The 25,624-nt window shown below is 33.5% G+C and carries 19 protein-coding genes, 6 tRNA genes, 2 rRNA genes, 1 other RNA gene, 1 riboswitch and 1 other annotated feature; all 28 genes read right to left on the bottom strand.

Annotated elements, in window-relative coordinates:
* Window positions 1-117: 117 nt before the first annotated feature.
* Window positions 118-3,702: a pyruvate:ferredoxin (flavodoxin) oxidoreductase gene (nifJ, locus tag BM077_RS08000; RefSeq protein WP_089749304.1), complete on the bottom strand. Its 3,585-nt coding sequence runs from the start codon at window positions 3,700-3,702 to the stop codon at window positions 118-120.
* A gap of 476 nt (window positions 3,703-4,178) precedes the next feature.
* Window positions 4,179-4,448, bottom strand: a complete 270-nt coding sequence (locus tag BM077_RS07995; RefSeq protein ID WP_255361599.1) for a YaaL family protein — start codon at window positions 4,446-4,448, stop codon at window positions 4,179-4,181.
* Between the two features lie 61 nt (window positions 4,449-4,509).
* Window positions 4,510-5,109 carry a recombination mediator RecR gene (recR, locus tag BM077_RS07990; RefSeq protein ID WP_089749303.1) on the bottom strand — a complete coding sequence of 200 codons (600 nt, stop codon included), beginning with the start codon at window positions 5,107-5,109 and terminating at the stop codon, window positions 4,510-4,512.
* Between the two features lie 16 nt (window positions 5,110-5,125).
* A complete protein-coding gene (locus BM077_RS07985; RefSeq protein WP_176941672.1) occupies window positions 5,126-5,434 on the bottom strand; it encodes a YbaB/EbfC family nucleoid-associated protein in 309 nt (102 codons plus the stop codon).
* 21 nt (window positions 5,435-5,455) lie between these two features.
* Complete coding sequence (gene dnaX, locus BM077_RS07980; protein ID WP_089749299.1) at window positions 5,456-7,240, bottom strand: DNA polymerase III subunit gamma/tau; 1,785 nt, start codon at window positions 7,238-7,240, stop codon at window positions 5,456-5,458.
* Between the two features lie 162 nt (window positions 7,241-7,402).
* An RNA gene (ffs, locus tag BM077_RS07975) (signal recognition particle sRNA large type) lies at window positions 7,403-7,668 on the bottom strand.
* 115 nt (window positions 7,669-7,783) lie between these two features.
* Window positions 7,784-7,875 (bottom strand) — tRNA-Ser (locus BM077_RS07970).
* A 17-nt stretch (window positions 7,876-7,892) separates the two neighbouring features.
* The gene (gene tadA / locus BM077_RS07965; RefSeq protein ID WP_089749297.1) at window positions 7,893-8,348 is read right to left on the bottom strand and encodes a tRNA adenosine(34) deaminase TadA; all 456 of its coding nucleotides are present in this window, start codon (window positions 8,346-8,348) and stop codon (window positions 7,893-7,895) included.
* A gap of 20 nt (window positions 8,349-8,368) precedes the next feature.
* A tRNA-Arg gene (locus tag BM077_RS07960) sits at window positions 8,369-8,445 on the bottom strand.
* Between the two features lie 8 nt (window positions 8,446-8,453).
* Window positions 8,454-8,547: transfer RNA gene (locus BM077_RS07955), tRNA-Ser, on the bottom strand.
* 9 nt (window positions 8,548-8,556) lie between these two features.
* Window positions 8,557-8,642: transfer RNA gene (locus tag BM077_RS07950), tRNA-Ser, on the bottom strand.
* A gap of 213 nt (window positions 8,643-8,855) precedes the next feature.
* Window positions 8,856-8,949 (bottom strand) — tRNA-Ser (locus BM077_RS07945).
* 9 nt (window positions 8,950-8,958) lie between these two features.
* A tRNA-Ser gene (locus BM077_RS07940) sits at window positions 8,959-9,044 on the bottom strand.
* Between the two features lie 72 nt (window positions 9,045-9,116).
* Complete coding sequence (serS, locus tag BM077_RS07935) at window positions 9,117-10,391, bottom strand: serine--tRNA ligase (protein ID WP_089749295.1); 1,275 nt, start codon at window positions 10,389-10,391, stop codon at window positions 9,117-9,119.
* 30 nt (window positions 10,392-10,421) lie between these two features.
* Window positions 10,422-12,005 (bottom strand): phosphoglycerate dehydrogenase, encoded by a 1,584-nt coding sequence (gene serA / locus BM077_RS07930; protein ID WP_089749293.1) that lies wholly within the window; start codon window positions 12,003-12,005, stop codon window positions 10,422-10,424.
* On the bottom strand, window positions 12,005-13,171 hold the full coding sequence (locus BM077_RS07925; RefSeq protein ID WP_255364344.1) for a pyridoxal-phosphate-dependent aminotransferase family protein: 1,167 nt from the start codon (window positions 13,169-13,171) through the stop codon (window positions 12,005-12,007). Before BM077_RS07925 ends, serA begins: the two co-directional genes overlap by 1 nt.
* Window positions 13,172-13,262: 91 nt before the next feature.
* Window positions 13,263-13,476, bottom strand: a binding site (T-box leader).
* A gap of 183 nt (window positions 13,477-13,659) precedes the next feature.
* The gene (gene sppA, locus BM077_RS07920) at window positions 13,660-14,661 is read right to left on the bottom strand and encodes a signal peptide peptidase SppA (RefSeq protein ID WP_089749291.1); all 1,002 of its coding nucleotides are present in this window, start codon (window positions 14,659-14,661) and stop codon (window positions 13,660-13,662) included.
* A 115-nt stretch (window positions 14,662-14,776) separates the two neighbouring features.
* Window positions 14,777-16,060, bottom strand: coding sequence for a phosphomethylpyrimidine synthase ThiC (gene thiC, locus BM077_RS07915; RefSeq protein WP_089749289.1), 1,284 nt, complete (start codon window positions 16,058-16,060; stop codon window positions 14,777-14,779).
* A gap of 93 nt (window positions 16,061-16,153) precedes the next feature.
* Window positions 16,154-16,768, bottom strand: coding sequence for a thiamine phosphate synthase (gene thiE, locus BM077_RS07910; protein ID WP_090095206.1), 615 nt, complete (start codon window positions 16,766-16,768; stop codon window positions 16,154-16,156).
* 88 nt (window positions 16,769-16,856) lie between these two features.
* Window positions 16,857-16,968: riboswitch (TPP riboswitch) on the bottom strand.
* A 129-nt stretch (window positions 16,969-17,097) separates the two neighbouring features.
* Window positions 17,098-17,487 carry a cytochrome c3 family protein gene (locus BM077_RS07905; protein WP_089749285.1) on the bottom strand — a complete coding sequence of 130 codons (390 nt, stop codon included), beginning with the start codon at window positions 17,485-17,487 and terminating at the stop codon, window positions 17,098-17,100.
* Between the two features lie 116 nt (window positions 17,488-17,603).
* On the bottom strand, window positions 17,604-18,158 hold the full coding sequence (locus BM077_RS07900) for a TlpA family protein disulfide reductase (protein ID WP_090003487.1): 555 nt from the start codon (window positions 18,156-18,158) through the stop codon (window positions 17,604-17,606).
* Window positions 18,159-18,270: 112 nt separating this feature from the next.
* Window positions 18,271-18,984, bottom strand: coding sequence for a cytochrome c biogenesis CcdA family protein (locus BM077_RS07895; RefSeq protein ID WP_089749413.1), 714 nt, complete (start codon window positions 18,982-18,984; stop codon window positions 18,271-18,273).
* Between the two features lie 291 nt (window positions 18,985-19,275).
* Window positions 19,276-19,953 carry a Crp/Fnr family transcriptional regulator gene (locus BM077_RS07890; protein WP_255361598.1) on the bottom strand — a complete coding sequence of 226 codons (678 nt, stop codon included), beginning with the start codon at window positions 19,951-19,953 and terminating at the stop codon, window positions 19,276-19,278.
* A gap of 169 nt (window positions 19,954-20,122) precedes the next feature.
* Window positions 20,123-20,722, bottom strand: coding sequence for a DUF3793 family protein (locus BM077_RS07885; RefSeq protein WP_089749281.1), 600 nt, complete (start codon window positions 20,720-20,722; stop codon window positions 20,123-20,125).
* 205 nt (window positions 20,723-20,927) lie between these two features.
* Entirely contained in the window at window positions 20,928-23,174 is a 2,247-nt protein-coding gene (locus tag BM077_RS07880) for an efflux RND transporter permease subunit (protein ID WP_255361597.1), read from the bottom strand.
* 242 nt (window positions 23,175-23,416) lie between these two features.
* Complete coding sequence (locus tag BM077_RS07875; protein ID WP_089749409.1) at window positions 23,417-24,478, bottom strand: 2,3-butanediol dehydrogenase; 1,062 nt, start codon at window positions 24,476-24,478, stop codon at window positions 23,417-23,419.
* Window positions 24,479-24,847: 369 nt separating this feature from the next.
* Window positions 24,848-24,965 (bottom strand): 5S ribosomal RNA (gene rrf / locus BM077_RS14210).
* 340 nt (window positions 24,966-25,305) lie between these two features.
* A 23S ribosomal RNA gene (locus BM077_RS07870) occupies window positions 25,306-25,624 on the bottom strand; the annotation flags it as partial.

Raw genomic sequence — 25,624 nt, 5'->3', positions numbered from 1 at the left:
TAATACAATAAGATTAAGCAATCTCCACATATAATATTTGTTTATCTTAAATTTAATATCCATAAAAATAAAAAAAAGCAGTGGATATTTTATCCACTGCCTTAAACAATACTAAATTTATTCTTTTGTACTCGCTACTTCTTCTGAAGCAGAAACTGTTGTAGAGTCATCATCTTGCGAATAATCCATTGCAGCATAACGTTGATACATCTTCCAACGACGCTGAGCTTCTGCTTTATTTGCCTCTAGTAATTCTTCAGCCTCTTCTGGATTAATCTTACTTAATTGAGAATAACGTCTTTCACTCATCAAGAAGTCATGATATTTATCCCAATCAGGCTCTTTACAGTCAATCTGGAATGGATTCTTACCTTCTTCAGCTAATGAAGGATCAAATCTAAATGTTGGCCAATAACCACATTTTGTAGCTAATTCAGATTGCCTTTGAACATTAGTTAATCCGCCCTTAACTCCATGGTTAATACATGGAGAGTAAGCAATTACAATTGATGGGCCTTCATGAGCTTCTGCTTCTAACATGGCCTTTAATACTTGTCTTTGGCTTGCACCATGAGAAACTTGAGCTACATACACATGGCCATAAGTCATTGCGATAGCAGCTAAGTCTTTCTTCTTACCTTGCTTACCGGCAGCCGTAAATTTAGCTATTGAACCGGTCTGCGAAGCTTTAGAAGATTGCCCTCCTGTATTAGAATAGACTTGTGTATCTACTACTAAGATATTAATATCTTCTTGACTGGCAATTACATGGTCTAATCCACCATAACCGATGTCATAAGCCCAACCGTCTCCACCAATCATCCAGTTAGATTGCTTTATAATATAATCTTTAAGATCTAGAATCTCCTTAGCTTTTTCACAATCAGTGCTCTCTAATTGAGAAACTAAATCAGATTTTAATTGTTTAGTAATAGCCCCACTATTACGATTTTCTATCCATTCTTCAAATAGATCTCTTAAGTCTGCTTCAACATCATTCATAGTTTCAGACATAATGTTTTGAATCTGGTCACGAATAGTTTCAGAAGCAATCCTCATACCAAATCCAAACTCAGCATTATCTTCAAATAGTGAATTCGCCCACGCTGGACCTCTACCTTCTGAGTTTGTTGTGAATGGAGTTGCTGGATAAGATCCACCATAAATTGATGAACAACCAGTTGCATTAGCAATTGTCATTCTATCTCCAAATAATTGAGAAACTAATTTTACATATGGAGTCTCTCCACAACCAGCACAAGCTCCCGAAAATTCAAATAATGGCTGAGCAAATTGTGAACCTTTGACTTTAGTTACTGATAATAGATCATCTTTATACGTTACTTCATTATACATATAATCAGTTTTAACTGCTTCACCAGCATCAATAGACTCTTGAATTGGAACCATATCTAATGCCTTTTCTTTGGCAGGACATACCTTCGCACAAACTCCACATCCAGTACAATCTAAAGGTGAAACCTGAAGACGATATTGTAATCCATCTAACCCTTTACCAAATGGCTTAATAGTAGTAGTTCCTTCCGGAGCATTAGCAACCTCTTCTTCATCCATTAAGAAAGGTCTAATTGCTGAATGAGAACATACAAAAGCACACTGATTACATTGGATACAGTTGTCTTCTTGCCATTGTGGAACAAAGTTAGCAATACCACGCTTTTCGTAGGCGGCAGTGCCGTTTACCATTGTACCATCTTCATAACCTTCAAACGCGGAAACTGGTAAGTCATATCCTTCAATTGCATTAATTGGGTCAGCAATATTTTTAACAAAATCTGGACGATCTTCCTCTACAGAAGTATCTTCTTCTTCTAAGTTAGCCCATGCTGGATCAACTGAAACCTCTACTAATCCTTCTCCACCTTTTTCAATAGCTTTCCAGTTCATTTCTACAATCTCTTTACCTTTACGTCCATATAACTTATCAGCATACTCTTTCATTAACTCTTGCGCTCTATCATAAGGCATGATTTGCTCATTTAACTTAAAGAATGCAGATTGCATAATAGTATTTGTACGACGTCCCAATCCAATCTCTTGAGCCAAAGCAACAGCATCAATAATATAGAACTTAGCTTCTTTCTCAGCTAACTTCTTCTTAACACTATTAGGCATCTTTTCTACAATCTCTTCAGCATCAGAAACTGTATTTAATAAGAATGTTCCTCCCTGACATAAGCCACCTAGCATATCATACTTACCTAAGTATGAATCAGTAGAACAAGACACAAAGTCTGGGTTAGATACTAAGTAAGTAGAACGAATTGGTTCTGGACCAAATCTTAAGTTAGACCGAGTTACTCCACCTGACTTCTTAGAATCATATGCAAAGTAACCTTGAGCATATAGATCAGTATTATCACCAATAATCTTAATTGTATTCTTATTAGCACCTACAGTACCATCTGAACCTAAACCAAAGAATAAAGCTTCTGTAACATCATCAGATAATACATTGACTTCTTCTTCAACAGGTAAAGATAAATTAGTTACATCATCTTCAATACCAATTGTAAAGTTATCTTTAGCTTCGCCTACTAAATTATCATATACAGCAATAATTTGCGCAGGATTAGTATCCTTAGAAGATAATCCATAACGACCACCGATAATTAATGGAGCATCTTCTTTCCCGTAAAAGATTGATTTAACATCTAAATATAATGGTTCTCCAGCAGAACCAGATTCTTTTGTTCTATCTAATACAGCAATTCTTTCAACAGTCTCTGGTAATTGATCAAAGAAATACTCAGCACTAAATGGACGATATAAGTGAACAGTCATTAAACCTACTTTACGCCCTTGCTCTACTAAGTAATCAACTGTTTCTTCAATAGCTTCAGTTACTGAGCCCATTGCAACGATAATATCAGTTGCATCTTCTGCACCATAGTATACGAATGGGGCGTAGTTACGACCAGTCTCTTTAGAAATTTCATCCATGTAGTTTGCAACAATATCAGGTAATTTGTCATAATATTTATTTTGAACCTCTGCAGCTTGGAAATAGACATCATCATTTTGCGCTGAACCACGAGTTACTGGGTGTTCAGGATTTAAAGCGTTATCTCTAAACTCTTGTACTGCCTCCCTGTCTAACAAACGATCATATACCTCATAATCCATCATTTCAACCTTTTGAATTTCATGAGAAGTACGGAATCCATCAAAATAATGAATAAAAGGTACACGCCCCTCAATTGCAGATAAGTGAGCAACTCCACCCAAATCCATAACTTCTTGTACTGATCCACTTGCTAATAAAGCACAGCCAGTCTGACGTGCAGCCATTACATCTTGATGATCACCAAAGATTGATAACGCTTGTGTAGCTATAGATCTAGAAGCCACATGAACAACCCCTGGTAATAATTCTCCAGCTATCTTATATAAGTTAGGAACCTTCAATAATAAACCTTGAGAAGCAGTGTAAGTAGTAGTCAATGCACCACCTTGTAAAGAACCATGCACTGTACCAGCAGCTCCTGCCTCAGATTGCATTTCTACAACATTTACTGGCATACCAAATAAATTCTTCTTACCTTCAGAAGCCCATAAATCAACATATTCTGCCATCGGAGATGATGGTGTAATAGGATAAATCCCAGCTACTTCAGTAAATGCATATGATGTATATGCAGCAGCTTGATTTCCATCTAGCGTTTTCATTTCTTTTGTCATTAATATAATTCACCTCCTAATGAAATAGATGCTATCTTAGAACTTAGTTCTCGACTCTCATGCCAATGAACCTTTAATAATCTTGTCATCTATATTCCCCCTTTCATATTTTAGCCTCATTCTTTATTAGGCCACTTTTTTATCATTTTAGAAAATGAAAACTTAAAAATTTCTTGTGTAGCCTCATTTTATCACCATAAGAAATAAGTTTTCATCTTCTAATTGCTATACATTCTCTATCCTAATGACATATTCCTTTATAATTCCCTAAATTTAAATCTTCTGAATATTTTTACTGAAAACTCATCTTTTATCCTTAACTATTATTCTAAATTAGGGTCTATTCTACCTAACTCCTATTTAACAATTTTATCCATAGAGACTTATCCTTTAGTATACCAAATAATGATAATTGTGTCAATACTCAAACAATTTAAATTCAAAATAATATCTTTACTTTAAACAAAAGCCACCGCTTAACGGTGACTTTGTGAACGTCTCACTTCTTTTAATAAGTAATTATATCTAGCTTCTGCTGCTTCTAATGAATAAATAGCATAATCGATTAAATCAGGATCATTTACAGTTTCAAAATACTCCCTTGCTTCTAACCACTCTTGACGTGCATCCTCTAGCTCTTCATCAATTGTATAATCTGTCTCTTCTAAAGTTACTAGTTCTGCTTTAAACTCTTGATAATAGACATTTAACCGATTTGATAATTGATTCACAAAACTTGTAATCACAGAAATTATGATTACCCCCTTTATAATCTTTAGTTATTAGGGTAACCAAAAATCTGTTGACCTATACTTCCTTCCTACCTTCTAAGGCCTTCGAAAGAGTAACCTCATCAGCATACTCTAAATCGCCACCTACTGGTAGACCATGTGCTATTCTACTTGTAGTAATACCTAAGGGTTTTAGTAAACGAGCGATATACATAGCTGTTGCTTCCCCTTCTACATTTGGGTCAGTTGCTAAGATCACTTCATCTACATCTCCTTCTTTTACTCTTGATAATAGACCTTTAATCTCAATATCATCTGGACCTATACCTTCCATAGGAGAAATAGAACCGTGCAAAACATGATATAATCCCTTATATTCACCAGTCTTCTCCATCGCCACTATATCTTTAGAACTTTCTACTATACAGATAGTAGAACGATCCCTTTCTTGATTAGCGCAGATATTACAGAGTTCACTCTCTGTTAAATTATTACATTCTGTACAATAATCAATCTTCTCTTTAACTTCTTTAATAGCCTCTACTAATTCATCTGCTTCTTCCTGTGAAGTATTCAAAATATGAAATGCTAATCTCTGTGCAGTCTTAGGACCAATTCCAGGTAACTTAGTTAATCTCCCAATTAATTTTGCTATCGGTTGGGCATAATATTTCATTCAAATGTCTCCTTATTTAGAATAATCCAGGAATATTCATACCTCCAGTTAATTTACCCATCTCTTTGGAAGCCATATCCTGTACTTTACGCATCGCTTCATTAGTTGCAGCTAAGATTAAGTCCTCTAGCATCTCTACATCTTCAGGATCAACTGCATCTGGTTCAATAGTAATATCGACAATCTCTTGTTGTCCATTGGCAACTACCTTAACTACTCCCCCACCAGCAGTAGCTTCTACTTTCTTCTCTGCTAATTCTTCTTGCACCTTTGACATTTGTGATTGCATCTTTTGAACTTGCTTCATCATCTTACCCATATCCATAATTTTTGCCTCCTTAATATATTAATCCTTCTTAACTTTAAGAACCTCACCATCAAATATTTCTAATACATCTTTAACCAAAGGATCTTCTATAATCCTCTCATCCTTAACTTTATCTAAGTTGGATTCTTTACTATCTTTAACTTCATTCTTTCTTTTTTTTTCTTCTTGCTTACTATTTTCCTTAACTTTATAATTATTATTCTCAGCAAAGACAGTTTTAACCTTTAGTTTCTTACCTAAATTTTTTCGAATGACACCTTCGATCACTTCTCGCTTGCGGTCTACATTTTCCTTATGAAACCTTCTATTATTATCAAATTCAATAATTAAATTATTCCCATTAATAGCAGATAGTCTACCTTCAGTCAACATAGCATGAGTTCTAATTTCTTTTTGTCGAATGTACTCTAATATATCAGACCATTTATCCTTTATCTCTGCAAAAGAAAGACCACTTTCATTAACTTCAGCACTAGAATCTCCATCATCTGTTTGTACATTCTTATCTTCTGCTCTTTCTTCTTTCTTACTTACCAATTTTTCATCAGGTACTGACTGGTCATTTATTTGCTCAATATCTTGAATCTTTTCAGTAACCTCTTTAACTTCTTCATTGCTAATCTGTCTTTCATCTTTTGCAGGAAGATAGTTTTTACCTTTAATCTTTTCCTCTAAAGTTGTTAATCTATCTAAAACCCCTGCTAATGAAGTATCTATTTCTGGTTTAGTTAACTTAATAATTCCCATTTCCAACAAAATTCTTGGCTGATTACTCCGTTTTAGCTCAGTTTCTAATTCTACTAAGATATTAATTAATCGTAATAATTCTTCTGTTGTTAAATCTGCTGCTTGTTCTTCGAGCTTTTTTATCTGTTCATTGGGAAGCTCAATTAATCCTTCTGTTATTTCACACTCTTTTTGAATCAATAAATTTCGAAAGTGATTAATTAAACTACTGACAAACTGTAGAATATCCTTACCTTGATTAATGACTTTATTAACCAATTTTATTCCTTCATCAACCTTCTGCTTAACAATAATATTAACCATCTCAAAGAGAACCGCTTCCTCTACTAATCCCAAGACAGCAGCGACATCATCTAAACCAACCTGGTTACCACTGTAAGAAATAACTTGGTCCAAAATACTTATTGCATCTCGCATACCGCCTTCAGCACTACGAGCAATTGCCACTCCAGCCTCTGAAGTAAGTTTTACATCTTCTTGTTCACAGATGAAGTTCAAACGATCTATAATATCATTTACTGATAACCTACTAAAGTCGAATCTTTGGCAACGAGAAAGAATCGTCGGTAATAAAGCATGTGGTTCAGTAGTTGCTAAGATAAAGATAACATATTCTGGTGGCTCTTCTAAAGTTTTGAGCAAAGCGTTAAATGCTTCTTTAGTCAACATATGCGCTTCATCTATTATGTATACTTTATAATTTCCTTCAGTAGGAAAGAACTTCACCTTTTCCCTTAACTCTCTAATTTCATCAATTCCTCGGTTAGATGCTGCATCTATTTCAATAACATCTATAGAACTATTGTTTTGAATCTTCTGGCAGACTTCACACTCTCCACAAGGGTCAATAGTAGGCCCTTCTGAACAATTTAAAGATTTAGCTAGAATTTTAGCAGTACTTGTCTTCCCAGTCCCCCGTGGACCACAGAATAAATAAGCATGAGCAATCCTATCTAAACGAATAGCATTTTTTAAAGTCTCTACTACATTCTTTTGACCAGCAATATCAGCAAAACTCTGTGGTCTCCATTTACGATATAATGATAGGTAACCCATTTATTATTCCCCTAACCTTATATAATTAATTATAGTAAATTTTCAATCTATTTTATGTAATACTCTAACATAATTAGTCATACTTGTACTTATACTTATAATTATTATTAAAATTTAATTATGTAACTCACTTATGTAAATAAATATAGATATAAAAAGAAGCCGTGCATCTACTCTCACGCAATTCTTCTTAAGCGTTACTTAAGCAGTTAGCTCAAGCCAGGCACCCCTACGGCACACGAGAGAGAGTACTTACCGCTGCTCCCTTCCGGGCCTGACGGAGTTCATACCTTCCCGTTGCATAGGACCCAACCTTCAACACCACTTACTCAAGCCTGACCTTAAAAAGAAGAACGCTTAAGTAGACTTCAACCCCGCTATAGCGGATTGCGGGTTACAGGGCACCGCTACCACCCCGTTTAGCACGGCAAATCTATAATAAAAAGGTATTAATAATACCTTCCTATTGCTTATGAGCCTCTTAATTGATTCAACAATTTTTATTATAACAAAGTAACTTACTAACGTCAAATTTTTATAAAATGGCGGAGAGGGAGGGATTTGAACCCTCGAGACAGATAACTGTCTACTCGCTTTCCAGGCGAGCCCCTTAAGCCGGACTCGGACACCTCTCCACGATATATAAATAATCTTAATTACGCAATTCTTTAAAAAATCTTTTCATTATATTACTACATTCTTCTTCTAGTACACCAACTTCAACTTCAATTTGATGATTCAATTCATCCAAATTAAATAGATTGACCACTGAACCTGCTGCTCCAGCTTTAGAATCACTAGCACCGTAAACTACTCTATCAACTCTAGCTTGTACTAATGCTCCTGCACACATTGGACATGGCTCAATCGTAACATAAAGCGTACAATTATTTAATCTCCAACCTCCCAATCTTTGAGCAGCATCCTTGATTGCTAAAACCTCAGCATGAGCAGTTGGATCATTTAATTCTTCTTTTAAATTATGACTACGAGCAATTATTTCATCATCCTTAATAATAACTGCTCCAATAGGCACTTCTTCTTTTTGATATGCTTTTTGAGCTTCCTCTAAAGCACATCTCATATAATAATAGTCATTTTTTTCCATCTTATCACCTAGTTATAGAATGGCGCGCCCGGGAGGAGTCGAACCTCCAACCTCCTGATTCGTAGTCAGTTACTCTATCCAGTTGAGCTACGGGCGCTTATTAAATGGCGGAGAAGGAGGGATTTGAACCCTCGCGCCGCTTAGAGCGACCTAACGATTTAGCAAACCGTCCCCTTCAACCTGACTTGGGTACTTCTCCACATTATGATGGCGGAGGGACTGGGATTCGAACCCAGACAGCTTTCGCCTTCACTAGATTTCAAGTCTAGCCCCTTGCCGTTCGGTCATCCCTCCACATATTTACTTGCTCGACTATTATATACCATTATCAAAAAGTTGTCAAGATAAAAGTATTTACAAACACTTTATAACCTTCCCTAGCAATCAGGAACTTTCTAACTGGCACATCTAATATACTAACATATAAATACATCATAAGTCAAGTGCCATTTATTGTAAAAATCACCCTTGTTACAGGATGATTTCTTAATTTCATTAAGTTTTAAATGGCGGAGAAGGAGGGATTTGAACCCTCGCGCCGCTTAGAGCGACCTAACGATTTAGCAAACCGTCCCCTTCAACCTGACTTGGGTACTTCTCCGCATTATGATGGCGGAGGGACTGGGATTCGAACCCAGACAGCTTTCGCCTTCACTAGATTTCAAGTCTAGCCCCTTGCCGTTCGGTCATCCCTCCATCCATTTAACACATAGAAAAGTATAACATAAGCTTTAGGGATTGTCAATATCATTTTTAATTCTTTTTAACTTACAGAGTAATCTTTTCTACTCCTCCCATATAAGGACGTAATACTTCCGGAATCACTACTGACCCATCAGCTTGTTGATAGTTCTCTAAAATAGCTGCTACTGCTCTACCTATGGCCACTCCTGAACCATTTAGTGTATGAACAAACTCTGCCTTAGCATTAGGCTCTGGTCGGTATCTAATGCCTGCTCTTCTTGCTTGAAAATCCTCAAAATTACTACAAGAAGATATTTCACGATAAGTATTATAACTTGGAAACCAGACTTCAATATCATATTTTTTGGCAGCAGTGAATCCTAAATCACCGGTACACATATTCATAACCCTATAAGGTAGCCCTAACTTCTGTAATATAATTTCAGCATTTTTGACTAACTTTTCATGTTCCTCATAAGAGTCTTCCGGTTTTACAAATTTGACTAACTCTACTTTATTAAATTGATGTTGTCTAATTATCCCTCTCGTATCACGACCATGAGCACCAGCTTCAGCTCTAAAACATGCACTATAGGCCACATGATAAATTGGTAATTCTTCTAAATCTAAAATCTGTTCTCGATACATATTAGTAACCGGAACCTCGGCAGTAGGAATTAAATAATAGTCTGTATCCTTTAATTTAAATGCATCTTCTTCAAACTTAGGTAACTGTCCTGTCCCTACCATACTATCGCGATGTACTATAAAAGGAGGAAAGACTTCCTGATAATTATGTTCCGTAGTGTGCATATTTAGCATGAAGTTAATTAAGGCCCGCTCTAACCTTGCCCCTAAGTTTTTCAAAAATGTGAAACGCGAACCAGAAACCTTAGCTCCTTTTTCAAAGTCTAGAATATCTAAATTTTCACCAATATCCCAATGAGCTTGGGGCTCAAAATCAAACTCTGTCGGTTCACCCCACTTCCATGCTAATACATTATCTTCTTCATCTAGACCTACTGGAACATCCTCATGGGGAATATTAGGAATCTGCAAGAGAATATCATTAATCTTTTCTTCACACTCTCTTACTACTTCATCTAACTCTTTTATCTTACTAGAAACTTCCTTCATTTCATTAATTAGCTCAGAAGCATCTTCCCCATTTCTTTTTAGTTTACCTATCTTATCAGAAGCCTCATTACGCTTATGTTTTAACTGCTCTACTTCATAAAGAACTTCTCTTCTTTTATCATCATACTTCTTAAAATCATCTACTGGAGCATCAGTACCCCTTTTATCTAAAACTTCTTTGATTAAATCTATATTTTCACGCACAAAGCGTAAGTCTAACATCTCCTAGCCCTCCTCTTACAGTTCATTATATTATAGATTAACTTCTTTAACTTCAGAAATTCCATTAATATTTAAGAGTTTTTCTTTAGTTTGGTCAGTTATTTCACTATCTATACTCATCACCATTACTGCCATGCCGCCTATATCATGACGTCCTAGTTGCATGTTAGCGATATTAACACCATCTTCTCCTAATATAGTACCAAAATTACCTAAAATACCTGGTTTATCAGTATGAGTTGAAACTAATAATTTTCCTTCTGGCACAGCGTCAACATGATAATCATTAATATTAACTATTCTTAAGTCAGATTCGTTAAATACAGTACCAGCCAACTTATTAGTTCCTTCTTCAGTAACTACTTCTAAAGTGATTAGATTAGAATATTTATCTATAGATGAACTTTTACTCTCTGTAACATTAATCCCCCGCTCTTCAGCAATTAATGATGCGTTTACTAGGTTAACTGCTACATCTAAGATTGGATTTAATAAACCTTTTAATAAAGCAGTAGTAACCGGGCTAACCTCTTGCTTAGCTATATCACCATTATACGTTATCTTTAATTCTTTAATTCTTCCTTCCCCCCATTGGGCATAGAAAGAACCTAACTTTTCAGCTAACATCACATGCGGCTTTATCTGTTCCATAGCTTCTGGCTGTAAAGTAGGTACATTTAATGGAGTTCGTGGCAGTCCACCTTCAAGTACACTAATTGCCTGTTTAGCAGCATCGATCGCTACATTATCCATAGCCTCTACAGTAGTACCACCTAGATGTGGTGAAACAATTACTTTATCTTCTAATCCTAATAACGGATGTTCTACATCTAATGGTTCCTCTTCATGTACATCAAGAGCTGCTCCTACAACCTTACCTTCTTTTATCGCTTCAGCTAAAGCATGAGTATCAACATTCTTACCACGAGCAACGTTTAATATCCTTACTCCATCTTGCATCTGAGCAAACTCTTTCTTACCTAAAATATGATAAGTCTCATCAGTCAATGGAGTATGAATTGTAATATAATCAGATCTCTGTAAAATTTCTTTAAAACTTACTAACTCTACCCCTAACTTCTTTCCTCTTTCAGTCGGAATATAAGGATCATTAGCTATAACTTCCATATTAAATGCTTTAGCTCTAGTCGCAACATTACCTCCAACTCTCCCTAATCCGATAATACCTAGTGTCTTACCATTCAGCTCTACACCCATATACTTATTTCTATCCCAAACACCTTTATGTAAAGCATCATTGGCTTGTGGTACATTTCTAGATAGACCTAGCATCAAAGCCATAGTCTGTTCAGCAGCAGAGATAGTATTCTGCCCTGGTGTATTCAAAACAACAATTCCTTGCTTAGATGCAGCATCTACATCAATATTATCATAACCTGAACCTGCTCTAGCAATTACTTTTAAGTTATCGGCCTGACTTAATACTTCTTCATTTAAAGGAGTCATACTTCTTAAAATGATACCATCATACTTACCAATCTCCTCTAAAAGTTCCTCATAAGATAATTCAGTGTCAAAAGTAACGTCTATCTCATTATCCTTTAAAATATCAATTCCTGCTTCCGAAATATTATCACTAACTAATACTTTCATTAACTACTCTCCTCCTCATAAAATACTTTCTGTGCTGATTTTAGACCTATACCTAACTCTAATTTAAATCCTTCTTCTTTCAATACCATTTCGATTGCTGAAATAGTAGATAAAATATCAGTTCTACTTACATTCCCCATATGTCCAATTCTAAAGACTTTACCTTTAAGCTTTCCTTTGCTACCAGTAATATAAACATTATAATCGTCTTTCAACTTTTGACGAAGAGTACTATACTCAATATCTTCTGGAACTTTAACTGCCGTTACTGTCTTTGAGGCTACTTCATCATCAACTAATAATTCTAACCCTATAGCCTCCATTGCTTTACGAATAGCTTTGGTTACTATCCTATGCCGTGCAAAGACATTCTCTATCCCTTCATCTTTAATCTCCTTTAATACTTCCCTTAGGGTATATAAAGTAGCAATTGCTGGAGTAGATGGTGTTTGAGAATCACGGTCGTAACGATCTTTTGCCCGTTTGAAATCCCAATAAAACTTAGGTAAATCTGAATCCTCACCTGCTTTTAAAGCCTTCTCACTCACGCTAACTAAACATAAACCAGGCGCAGTCATTAAGGCCTTCTGTGATGAGGTTACAACTACATCTATACCCCATTCATCAGTCTTCATCTCCATTCCTCCTAGTGAGCTAACAGCATCTACTAAAAGTAAAGTATCATGTTTAGTAGCTAATTCACCTATTGCCTGTGGATGATTCATCACTCCTGTAGATGTTTCATTATGAGTCATTAGAATGGCTTTAATTTCACCAATCTCATCTTCCTCTAACCTTTCTCTTACTTTATCTACATCTACAGCTGTCCCCCACTCAAAATTAATCCTCTCTACATCTAATCCATATTTTTCAGCAATTGTTGCATACCTTTCACCAAAAGCTCCAGTACAAAGCGACAATACTTTATCACCAGCCGATAAAGTATTAGCAAGTGATGCCTCTAATCCTCCTGTTCCAGAACAGGTTAAGACTAATACATCATTCTCTGTTTGAAAGACATACTTTAAGCCATTAACCACTTCTTCTATTAATTCATCACATTCTGGTTCTCGATGGCCGATTATCTCCTCTGCTGCAGCCAAACGAGCTTGTTCTGGAATTGGCGTTGGACCAGGCAACATTAATGTTCGTTTTTCCTTCATCATCCTTCAACTCCCTTCTCTAATACTCATAAATTTTAAATTAATGTTGTATAAATATAAAAAACTCTCACGCCTAACAACTTAGATTCAAATTGTTAGGGGCGAGAGATAATTATCTTCCCGTGGTGCCACCCTAATTGGTCTTTATAGCAACCCACTCTTATGACAGATAACGGTGTCATTACCGATTTAGCTTGAATTCACTAATCACTCCTAGGCGGATTCAACCTCTTTTGGTATTGGTTCACACCAACCACCAACTCTCTCGAACCAAAATAAGGCCTACTATTCCCAATCATCGTGTTTAAATCATCTTTAATTATAATTTTTAAGTCGTGTTAAAAAGCATTATATAATATTTCTAGTTAAAATGCAAGCAATATTTATAATTTAAACTTGAATTTAACTAAGACTCTTGCATAATTAGTTGCTGCTGATCAAAAATTTCGCGTTAATGATACTCAAAATCTAATCATAAAATTAGCTTAGCTTTAATATTGCAACTGTAAATCTTGTAGATAGTTATTCTGCTGCTCAATTAAAAGTTTTTTATACAACTCTTGTTTAGTATTTGAATTTAGCTTTAAATTAGATTTAACGTTCTCTTCAAATATTGTATATGTTATTAATTGAGTTACAGAACTTAATAAGCGTTTTAAAGGTGATGATTGATTATAATAGATTAAATTGGGTTTTCCTTCTATTCCTGCTAACTTAGCTGTCTTATCTCTTGCATCATAAAAAGTACCTAATTTATCAACTAATCCCAATTCTTTAGCTTTCTTTCCGGTATAAATTCTGCCATTAGCTATCTCTTTTACTTTCTCTTTCGACATTCCTCTTCCTTCTACTACTACATCAACAAATTCCTCATAAATCCTATCAATCATATTCTGTAAAATTTCTTTCTCTTCCTCAGTTAAGTCTCTACTTGGGCTTCCCATATCTTTATATGGACCACTTTTAAAGGTTACCGGTCTAACTCCTATCTTATTGTATAACTCCTCTAAATTCTGAAACTGCATAATTACACCGATACTTCCAGTGATAGTAGCAGGATTAGCATAAATCGTATCAGCAATTGCCGATACATAATAACCACCTGATGCAGCAACATCTCCCATAGAAACTACAATCGGTTTACCGCTCTTCTTAAACTTTTTAAGCTCTCTGTAAATAGCATCAGAGGCAGCTGAACTCCCTCCTGGAGTATTAACCTTTAATAAGATAGCCTTAACCGTGTCATCTTCCTTAGCTCGATTAATTTGACGCATGATCTCATTAGCATTAGCTTGAACTTCACCAAGAAATGAACTACTACCACCACTAACAATTGGACCACTAACATTAATTACAGCTATATTCTCATTGGCTTTCTGTGGTTGGGCAGTAAAAGTATTAACTATTAGATATCCAATACCACCTAATAAGAGTAAACCAACCAAAAGACCAACCAAAACAAATATGACTATCTTTTTAAGACTGAAATCCATTTGACTAACCCCCTAACTTTAAAACAGACCTTCCCCTTTAACATAACCAAAACACAGAATCGAAATTATGATAATTCAAAAATAAGTCTCTAATATTATTAATATTTGTAATCACTTATAATGCTTCATCTACTACCTTCATAGCACAATATGACCCACACATGGTACAGGTTTCTTCATCCTTTAAGCTTTGATTATGTTCAGTTCTTGATTCCTTAGCTTTCTTAGGATCAATGGCTAATTCAATCTGCTTCTCCCAATCTAACGATTTTCTAGCTTGTGCCATCTCTAAATCTCTCTCTCTAGCCCCAGGGATACCTTTAGCAATATCAGCCGCATGAGCAGCTATCTTAGAGGCAATAACTCCTTCCCTTACGTCCTCAACACTCGGTAGACCAATATGTTCAGCAGGAGTTACATAGCATAAGAAGTCAGCGCCAGCAGTAGCTGCTAGAGTACCACCAATAGCAGAAGTAATATGATCATATCCTAAAGCAATATCAGTCACTAATGGACCTAAAACATAGAAAGGAGCCCCTTTACATAATTCTTTTTGAATCTTAATATTAGTTTCAATCTGATCATACGGTACATGACCAGGTCCCTCTACCATAACTTGCACATCAGCCTCTCTTGCTCTATCAACTAATTCACCTAAGACTAATAGCTCATGGATTTGAGCTCGGTCCGTTGCATCTGCTAAACAGCCTGGACGTAACCCATCGCCTAAACTTAAAGTTACATCATATTCATAAGCTATATCTAATAAACGGTCATAATACTCATATAATGGATTCTCTTCTTCATTATGTAACATCCATCCGGTCATAAACGACCCACCACGACTTACTATATCAGTAACCCGTCCTTCTTCTCTTAAATGGCGAACCGTCTCCAAAGTTAGCCCACAATGTACTGTAATAAAATCAACTCCATCTTGTGCATGTTCTTCTATTACCCTAAATAAATCTTCTACTGTCATATCAACAATAGCCTTATTTAATTGTAATATCTCCACTGTTGCTTGGTAGATAGGAACGGTACCTAAAGGAACCTTAGAATTAGCTAATATCTCTCTCCTCGTTTCAGTAATCTGCTCTCCAGTCGAAAGATCCATTACAGCATCGGCTCCCACTTCAACAGCAACTGCTAATTTCTTTAATTCTTTTTCTAGGTCTTGATCATCCTCCGACGTACCAAAATTAGCATTTACTTTTGTTGATAGACCTTCCCCAAAACCGTTTGGATTTAAATTATTATGATTCTTATTAGCTGGAATTACAATCGTTCCTTCCGCTAATCCTTTTCTAACAAATTCTGCTGTTACTCCTTCCTTCTTAGCTACTACTTCCATAATGGGTGTAATTTTTCCTGCTTTTGCCTCTGTTACCTGTGTCATTTTAATTCCTCCTCTAGTATTTAGAACTTAATAAAGATTAAAATCTAATCAAGCAACTACTCTACATTTCTACAAATATAATTTGCTCAAATTTCACTTTGATATCTTTTCATAATAACCTTTAGTTGCTAATTTTACATTATCAGCTGCTACTATCCCTGAAACAACAGCAACTCTATCTACTCCTACATTAAGTACTTGCCCTACATTGTCTATTTTTATACCACCAATAGCTACAAAAGGAATATTAACTTCATTACTAACCTTCTTCACTAAATCTAAGCCCACTGGAGTATAATCTGGCTTAGTTTGAGTAGCAAAGACAGGACCAACTCCAATATAGTCTGCCCCATTAGCTTCAGCCTCTTTAGCTTGTTCTAGACTATGTGTAGAGATGCCAATAATCTTATCTCTACCTAGTATCTTTCTTGCTTCTTTAATAGGAAGATCATCCTGACCCAAATGCACTCCATTAGCATTAATAGCTAATGCTATATCCACCCTATCATTAACTATCAATGGAATTCCTTTTCTAGCAGTAATCTTCTTGAGCTCAATTCCCATTGCTACTAATTCTTTAGCAGACATATTCTTTTCACGCAGCTGAATAATATCTGCCCCTCCAGCAATATCCTCTTTAACTACTTCTAAATTACTCTTACCTTGTGAAATACTCTGGTTAGTGATTACATATAATTTAAAGTTCATCTTTTTCCTCCTAGTGCTTCATAAAATTTTATTATATAAATAAAAATAGCCACCGAACCTTCTAACAAAGTAGTTCAGTGGCTAAACTTTCATTTATCCACTACTTCCCTACGCTAGAGTTGACTAGATCAGGTTCAAAGGGTCAAGAGTAATTAATCTCTTTCTCAGCACTTATATATTAGGCTCCCCTAGTAGAAATATATTTAATTTTCAATTCAATATACATATTTCAAGTTAAACATAAATAATCCTGCTTAAAAACAAAATTATTATTATAAAAAAGAGACTTCCGCTAGGAAGTCTCAATACGTTTAATATATAATCATTAATTAAAGTCCACTAACAGTCACTTTCCCACTTTTAACTTTGAAATCGTGACAACTTACACAATTGTTCTCACCAGATTTTACCCCTGCTAAAAATTCATTACTATCAGGAGTTCCTACTAAATGCTTCTTATGAAGAGTATTACCTATATCACTTGCAAATTGACCATGACACTTTAAGCAAGCCTTTACTCCATCTTCATCAGCATTATCAACAGGCATATGTCCATTTGTAAGAATACTTTCCAGACTATCGTCTGTCCCTGGTTGATGACAAGTACTACAGTCACCATTATTAGTTACTAAATCTTCTACTGATTTAGCAAGTGATATAGTACCCATTAATGAAACTATTAGTACTAATGTAAATAAAATTAATAACCCCTTCTTCATTTTACGCCACCTCCTTACCACTAAATTTTAATTTAGTACTTTCGTTACTAATATTGTATTACATTACATTTAATGGTAAAAGAGTCTTTTGTCCTTAATTTCCTAGGTCATATGTCCTAAAATGCTTTGTTAATTAATTTATTCATCTGATCTTTATTCATTGCGCCAACATGTTGTGCTTTAATAATTCCATTCTTATCAACTATTACTGTCTTTGGAATTCCTCGTACTAAGTAATTATTAGCTATTTCTCCGGTTTTATCTAATAAAACTGTAAAGTTATAATCATTCTTTTCTACAAAATTCTGTACTTTAGATTTAGACTCTTTTAAATTTACTGCTAATACCTTAACTTTATCTTTGCCTTCTTGGTGAACTTCTTCAATATAAGGCATCTCAGCTCTACACGGTGGACACCAACTTGCCCAGAAGTTAATAAAAACGACTTGCTTACCACGAAAATCTGATAAACTAACTTGTTTACCATTTAAATCTGTTAAAGTAAAATCAGGAGCCCTAAAACCTACTTGTGGTTTAATAGGTATATTATTAATTTCTTCCTTTGTTTGCTCAGAGCCTGTACCTTTTTTAAAACTTAATTGACTACAACCTACTAAGAATAAAATACTAACTAAAACTATAATTAAAGATAACTTTCTTTTATAATTCATAAAATCACCTTCCGCTAATCATTTTTAAATTAAACAAATCTCATAATTAGATCTCAAGCATAATTAATATGAAATTTTTGGTGTCAGCAACCGATTATACAAAAGCATTAAATTATAATGCAAACTGAGAAAGCCACTGAAATGCATTATTATAGATTAAAATCCCCATTATTATCAATAAGACTCCACTAACAATAGATACTTTATTTAAATGCTTATTTAATCTTCTTAAGTATTGAGACAAGTAACTAATAAATAACGTAGTTATTAAAAAAGGAATAGCTAAACCTAGAGCATAAATACCTAGCAACCCACCTCCTAACCATACTGTTTGACTTGAACTAGCATAAATTAAGATTGATGATAAAATCGGTCCAATACACGGTGTCCATCCTGCTGAAAATGCCATACCTAATAATAAAGAATTAATAGGGGTTACTTTTTTAGGTTGATAATTCACTTTCTTTTGACGATAAAAGAATGGTATTTTAATTAATCCAGTCATATGTAAACCAAAAATAATAACTATTATCCCACTAATCTTTCTAATAATCGGTTGATTCTGTAACATGAATCTCCCTAAAAAAGTTGCAGACATCCCTAATAATATAAATATGATAGAGAAACCAAAAATAAACATAATTGAATTTAAAAATAACTTCTTTTTAATTTTACTTTTTCTTTTTCTTTTATCTTTCTTCATCTCCTCTATTGAAGCACCAGATAAGTAAGTTATATAAGTTGGTATTAAAGGTAAAACACAAGGTGATAAAAATGAAATTAATCCAGCACTGAAAGCAATAAATAAATTTACTTCTTCTCCCATAGCCATCCTGCCTCCATCCTTTAGGTAAATCTTATTATATTTAAATATTACGTTTAAATAATATTACACTTAAATAAAGTATACCATAAAAATATAACGAAATTGTGAAGTTAAACTAATAAGAATACAGTTTATTAGTAAACTGTATTCTTATTCATATATCTGAAATAATTTACTTTATTCTTTTAACCCATAAAACCAAGTAAGGATAATAAAATAGCTAAAATATAGATACCTATAGTTAACTTTAAATCAGTAGATAACATCTTTATCCCTCCTTACTCTACAACTTTAACTCCATTCTTTTAAGGACTCTAAATCAAGAATTACTATTTTCTTTCTACCTACCTTAACCAAGCCATCATCTTTAAAATCGCTCAGTATTCTAGTAATTGTTTCACGAGAAGTACCAATTAAGTTAGCAAATTCTTCTCTAGTTAGCGAAAGATCTAATTCAATCCCTTCTTTGGCATCTTTACCATACTCTTCTGCTAACTTAATTAACATACTGGCTGTTCTACCTCTTGTATCCTTTAAACCTAAATCTCTAATCTTCATCTGAGCCTGTCTTAATCGTTTACTCATAACATTCAATATTTTAATTGCAATTTCAGGATTCTCTTTAATTAACTCATTAACATCCTCACTCTTAATCATACCTATTTTAGCATCTTCAATCACTTCTGCTGTAGCCGGGTATGGGCCTTGGTCAAATAATACAACCTCAGCAAAAATATCTCCTTCTTGTAAAATTCTTAAGATCTGTTCTTCACCAGTCTCTAGCATTTTGGATAATTTTACTTGTCCTGTTTTTATAAAATATAAAGCTTCTCCTGGTTCATGTTCTAAAAAGATAAACATACCCTTTTTATAATTTCTCATAATAATTAATTCATTTATCTGCTCTAATTCATCAATAGTTAAACCTTCAAAGAAGGGTATCTTCTTTAAGTAAGATATATTATTCAATCATATCATCTCCTCAATTATTAAATTATAAATAAAGATTATTATCATTATTCCCCATAAATATTAAAATTCCTTTAATATTATCTATCTACTAATTAATATTAGGAGATGACCCAATCTAATATTTAGATGTTTTTTTGGCATCAACAATTAATTTGCAACACCTTATCTAAATAAGCTGATGAATACAACTTAAATTATTAATTTTCTGTATTCTTTTATTAAAAGCGTTACGGGCTAAATTAAACTTCTTTTGTTGGATAGTTGAAATTGATTTATCGCCATATACTTTCCATTCTGCTTTTGTGGTCACTGGAAGGTCTAAATATCCCATAAATCCTAATACATCTTTTAATGGATAACCAAAAAATATTCCTATTTCATGAGGAAAATAATTCTTCTCAATTTCATTTAATAGATATTCTACATACTTAGATAAGTCATATTCTTTAGGATAACCTAAGTACCTTAAAAAGTCTAAATTCTTCTTTTTACTAATCTGCTCATCTAATGCTGAAATATGATAAACAAATACCTTCTGTCGTTTATCTGCATTACCAATCTCTATAATCTCTATTTTACTATGTTCTTTTAATATTTCTTTGCACTTTCGCCAATATTTATGTTCATCTTGGTCATATATTCGTACACTTCTCAACTCAGATGGTTTTACCCCCATTAAAGTTGCACCTATACTTTTAAGTAGGCACTTGCAATACTCATCAAACCTTATCTCCTGACCTTCTTCATTCCATAACGATGTTCCCATTTTATCCCCTCCAAAGTGTTAACTAAATATCGTCAACACAAAATTTTAACTGGGTTAATCATTATAGCTTTTTTACTAATATCTTATTGAAAATCATTTTCAATAATTATTAATAGAATATCATCTTTACTTTAATTTGTCAATATTTATTATATATTATAGTGCTGATTAGATGTAAATTGTTACAATTTATATTAATTATTATTTATTTTTTAGGATTTAAAAACTTTGGATTAAAGATAACACAAAGTACCGGTAAAATAATTAACGTACTTAACAGGCAAGATGTAATTGAAATTACAATTAAAAATCCAAAAGATTTAACTGGTAAAAAATTAGATGTTATTAAGACCATAAATCCAATAATAACAGAAAAAGCATTAAAAATAATTGCTTTTCCTGTTGTCTGTAAAGTCTTTTTAATCGCTTTATTAATACTTTGATAACTTCTTTCTTCTTTATAGCGCCACAAAAAATGAATTGTATAATCAACTCCGACCCCAATCATAATAGATGATAAAAGTGATGTTATTATATTTAGTTCAATATTTAAATACCCCATTAATCCAAAAAGACTAACTACTGCTACTACTAATGATATAATTGCAAATATTCCAGCTATGAATGACCTAAATACAATTATAACAATTACCATTACTATTATTAAAGATAAAAACAAACTATTAATCTGCCCATAGACCACCGAATCTACTAATTCAGTCAATAAATGAGCATAGCCGCCGACAATAATAAATGGTGAATCCTCACTTTGATCTATATATCGATTAATAAAATCAATTACTTGTCTTATTTCATTAGTACTATTAGTATTAATTCTGGCGCTAATTAAAGAGTATTTATAATTAAAATCAACAAATTGCTCGAAATCAGTCAACATTGAATAAAGCATTAGATATTGTGAAATGGCATTTTTGCTATTAGGAATTCTACTAAATTTGTCAATATCATTATGTAATATTTTATTTAATTTCCGAATTGGATCAGATATAGCTGATACTCTTTCAATATCTTTATGATCTTCTAATTTCTTCTCTAAAACACCTATCTTTTTCATAATAATAGGGTCTTTTATATCTCCCTTAGCAACAATTAATATATTTGTAGAACCACCAAAATATTTACTAACTAATCTATTAGCTTGTACCACTTTGGTATTTTCACCAAAATAATTAATTGGGTTAGTATCAACTACAAGATAAACCATACCATAAGAGATAACTACTATAATTATACTAGAAATTATTAAAAATGATTTAGACTTAATAGTAACAATATCTGAAAGATAAAATAATACTTTCTCTATAAAATTAATCTTAGTACTATTTACTTCAACTTTAGGAAGTAAAGATAGAATTGCCGGTATAAAGATTAAACTAGCTAATAAGGCAAAAGTAACACCGATAGATGATAATATTGCTAACTGCTGCGCCGGAACTATAATATGCGCTAATAAAGATAATAGACCAATAATTGTTGTAATTCCAGTAGCCATAATCGGTTTGCCTATTTTTTTGATAACTTTTTTCGATAACTCTCTAGGACTGATAGAAGTATTAAACCTAATCTCTTCTTGATATTTAGTAATAATATGAATTGCATAATCATTAGCTATAGCTAATAATATCACTGGTAATATAACAGTAATTAATTGTATCTTCCATTTAAATAAAGAGATAGAGCCTAACGCAACAATAATTGACATTATAACCACTATTAAAGGCAATAAAACACCTCTTAACTGTTTAAAACATAAATATAAAAAGATTAATACAATAATTAATCCTAAAGGCAGAAATCTTTTTATATCTTTTCGAATATTATCAGTAATTTTAGCCCGAATAATAGGCAAACCTATTAAAAAGACTTCTTCTTCACCCGGAATCTCTTTTATAATTTTATTTATATTATTTAAAAGAACTTTGTCATCAAACTCATCTTTTAAAACTAAAATTATTGATGTTAATTTAAAATTTTTAGAAATTAAATTATTATAAATTTGTCTATTATTCTTTATTTTTTCTCTTAATCTCTTCTCTTCTTGAAAAGTATTAGGAATTGTATTTATGATATCTTCAATAATTATTTCATTATTGCTTCCTTGTATATTATACGAATTAAAAAGACTATTCACTTCTTTTACCTGAGGTATATTATCCAATTTATTTGATAATTCTTTAATACGTACCAAAGTTTCTTTTTTCAAAACATTATCCGACTTTAATCCGATTATTACTATTTCAGTACCGCCAAATATCGATTTTATCTTATTCATATTTAAACGTGAAGGCATATCCTTAGGAATTTGATTCTTAATTGCTGTATCAATCTTTGCATTAGGTAGTTGTAATGCAAAAAATAACGTAATCACTATAAATATAACAATAATTAATCGAGGATATTTCATTGTAAAATTTAATATCTTTTCGTACAACCTTAACCACCTTCTTTGATGTCATAATAATTTATAGTATCAAACCCAATTTATAATATTATTTACATTAAAATACAAAAGTATTCAAGAGCAAAAGTATAATTTCCTATACAAACAAAAAAAGAGTAACTTTTAAATAAAAACCAAAAGTTACTCTTAGGTAAGATAAAAATTAAATTTTATTTCAATTACTTATGATTACTTCTTTTATATAAACTAAAAATCAAATAGCTTAGAGATTGTTATTTACTTGGGTTCACTAATATCTTAATATGTTCATTTTTATTAGCTAATAACTCATCAAAACCATTCTCTATTACTTCTTCTAAACCTATTTGACTTGTAATCATATTTTTGGCTTCAATTCTTCCATCAGCCATTAAAGCCATAGTAGCTGGAAATACATCTCTATAAGCAATAGTACCTATTACTTCTTTTTCAGTTAAGACTAAATCATTTAGATTAGTTTCAATTTGACTCTCCCAAATACTCACTACTACAATCCTACCTTCACGGGTAGTTGCAGCTACTGCACTATTATATCCAGCCTGTACTCCTGTAGTTTCAAAGGAGACATCAACACCTAGACTATTAGTTAACTCTGTTATTTTAGTCGAAACATCTACTTCATTAGGATCTAGAACTACATCTGCCCCGAACTCTTTCGCATACTTTTTTCTAGCTTCAGAAATTTCAACAGCAATTACTTTTTCAGCTCCAGCAGCTTTAGCAGCTGCTATTGTTGATAATCCAATTGGACCAGCACCAAATACTGCTGCTGTCTCTCCTTGTAGAAAACGCCCTTTTCTAACAGCATGAACAGCTACTGCTAGAGGTTCAATTAAAGCACCTTCTGCTGTAGACATTCCTTCTGGTAACTTATGTACCATATCAGCAGTAAAAGTGGTATATTCGGCTAATCCTCCACCTCCACCAGCTAAACCATGAAAACCTAAACTAGGGCATAAATTGTATCTGCCTTCATTACATTGAGCACAGGCTCTACAAGATACAATTGGTTCAACAGCTACCTTATCGCCAACTACAAAACCTTCTACATCTTCGGCTACTTCTACTACTTCACCTGCAAATTCATGGCCCAAAATAACTGGTGCTTCCACCCCTGTTAATGGATGCGGATTTTCTTTTGGAATAAATATTGGTCCTGCAGTATACTCATGTAAATCAGAACCACAAATTCCACACCACTCTACCTTAATCTTTACTTCTCCTGGCATTATCTTTGGTACTTCAACCTCGTCTATTCTAATATCATTTCTGCCGTACCATCTTAATGCTTTCATCTTCTCTGTCATTATTCTCTCCTCCTTAACTCAAGTTTGATTGTGAAAACCATTCACATTAATGATTAAAATTAATTTCCTAAATGTATTATAACAATTTTCTACAATTATATCAAGTATTCTAGATTATTCCTAATTTTCAGATACAAATAACTAAATTAATTAAAGTGCATAAGGATTATCAAATGGATATTTATCATAATCAGGAATTAATATGTTATCCCCCTCTTTAAGTACTTATAGACTTTCTAGAATTAATCTAGCAATCTGATACCTATTTAAATCATTTTCACTACAAAAAAGACTTTCCATCACAGTTAACTGCAATAGAAAGTCCTTAAAAACAAATATTAAATTTATTAAAAATAGATCCGGCAGTGACTTACTCTCTCACAAGGCTACCCTTGCAATACCATCAGCGCTGGAGGACTTAACTGCTGTGTTCGAAATGGACCCTCGGAACCGGCACGTCCTGTGCCCCTCGGGACACTAGAACATCCATGTTCGTCGGGAACAGGTGTGACCCCTCCGCAATTACCACCGGAAAATTTTCTTTGAAAATTTTCAGTTTACAGTTGATAGTTTACAGTTACTTTTACCGTAAACTCTTTAATTCATATGACAGTTAATAATATACCATTAATCATTTTACTTGTCAAGAGTAAAAACATTAACATCTTTTAGCTCTTTAATGTTTTTAACTATTAACTATGGTTTAATGTTTTAATGATCTTGATCTTGACCTTAACTGTCAACTCTCAACTGTCAACTGTCAACTGCCAACTATACCTTCAAAACTGCACAATGTTAATTATAATTTATTTATCTAGATCAAACCCTCGATCTATTAGTACCAGTCAGCTAAAAACATTGCTGTCCTTACACCTCTGGCCTATCTACCTGGTAGTCTTCCAGGGATCTTACTAGATTAACTCTATGGGAAACCTTATCTTGAGGTTTGCTTCGCGCTTAGATGCTTTCAGCGCTTATCGTATCCATACTTAGCTACCCAGCTATGCCTTGGGTAAGACAACTGGTTCACCAGAGGTATGTCCATCCCGGTCCTCTCGTACTAGGGATAGCTCCACTCAAGTTTCCTCCGCCCACGACGGATAGGGACCGAACTGTCTCACGACGTTCTGAACC

The organism is Candidatus Frackibacter sp. WG13 (assembly GCF_900114655.1).
Taxonomy (GTDB): Bacteria; Bacillota; Halanaerobiia; order Halobacteroidales; family Acetohalobiaceae; genus Frackibacter.
The sequence above is the reverse complement of the archived record's forward strand: the minus strand, read 5'-3'. Positions and strand labels throughout refer to the sequence as shown.

Excerpts from the sequence above, each read along its gene's own strand:
- nifJ (WP_089749304.1), bottom strand. The coding sequence starts at position 3,702 with ATGACAAAAGAAATGAAAACGCTAGATGGAAATCAAGCTGCTGCATAT.
- recR (WP_089749303.1), bottom strand. The coding sequence starts at position 5,109 with ATGAAATATTATGCCCAACCGATAGCAAAATTAATTGGGAGATTAACT.
- BM077_RS07985 (WP_176941672.1), bottom strand. The coding sequence starts at position 5,434 with ATGGATATGGGTAAGATGATGAAGCAAGTTCAAAAGATGCAATCACAA.
- dnaX (WP_089749299.1), bottom strand. The coding sequence starts at position 7,240 with ATGGGTTACCTATCATTATATCGTAAATGGAGACCACAGAGTTTTGCT.
- tadA (WP_089749297.1), bottom strand. The coding sequence starts at position 8,348 with ATGGAAAAAAATGACTATTATTATATGAGATGTGCTTTAGAGGAAGCT.
- serS (WP_089749295.1), bottom strand. The coding sequence starts at position 10,391 with ATGTTAGACTTACGCTTTGTGCGTGAAAATATAGATTTAATCAAAGAA.
- serA (WP_089749293.1), bottom strand. The coding sequence starts at position 12,005 with ATGAAAGTATTAGTTAGTGATAATATTTCGGAAGCAGGAATTGATATT.
- BM077_RS07925 (WP_255364344.1), bottom strand. The coding sequence starts at position 13,171 with ATGATGAAGGAAAAACGAACATTAATGTTGCCTGGTCCAACGCCAATT.
- sppA (WP_089749291.1), bottom strand. The coding sequence starts at position 14,661 with ATGGATTTCAGTCTTAAAAAGATAGTCATATTTGTTTTGGTTGGTCTT.
- thiC (WP_089749289.1), bottom strand. The coding sequence starts at position 16,060 with ATGACACAGGTAACAGAGGCAAAAGCAGGAAAAATTACACCCATTATG.
- thiE (WP_090095206.1), bottom strand. The coding sequence starts at position 16,768 with ATGAACTTTAAATTATATGTAATCACTAACCAGAGTATTTCACAAGGT.
- BM077_RS07905 (WP_089749285.1), bottom strand. The coding sequence starts at position 17,487 with ATGAAGAAGGGGTTATTAATTTTATTTACATTAGTACTAATAGTTTCA.
- BM077_RS07900 (WP_090003487.1), bottom strand. The coding sequence starts at position 18,158 with ATGAATTATAAAAGAAAGTTATCTTTAATTATAGTTTTAGTTAGTATT.
- BM077_RS07895 (WP_089749413.1), bottom strand. The coding sequence starts at position 18,984 with ATGGGAGAAGAAGTAAATTTATTTATTGCTTTCAGTGCTGGATTAATT.
- BM077_RS07885 (WP_089749281.1), bottom strand. The coding sequence starts at position 20,722 with ATGGGAACATCGTTATGGAATGAAGAAGGTCAGGAGATAAGGTTTGAT.
- BM077_RS07875 (WP_089749409.1), bottom strand. The coding sequence starts at position 24,478 with ATGAAAGCATTAAGATGGTACGGCAGAAATGATATTAGAATAGACGAG.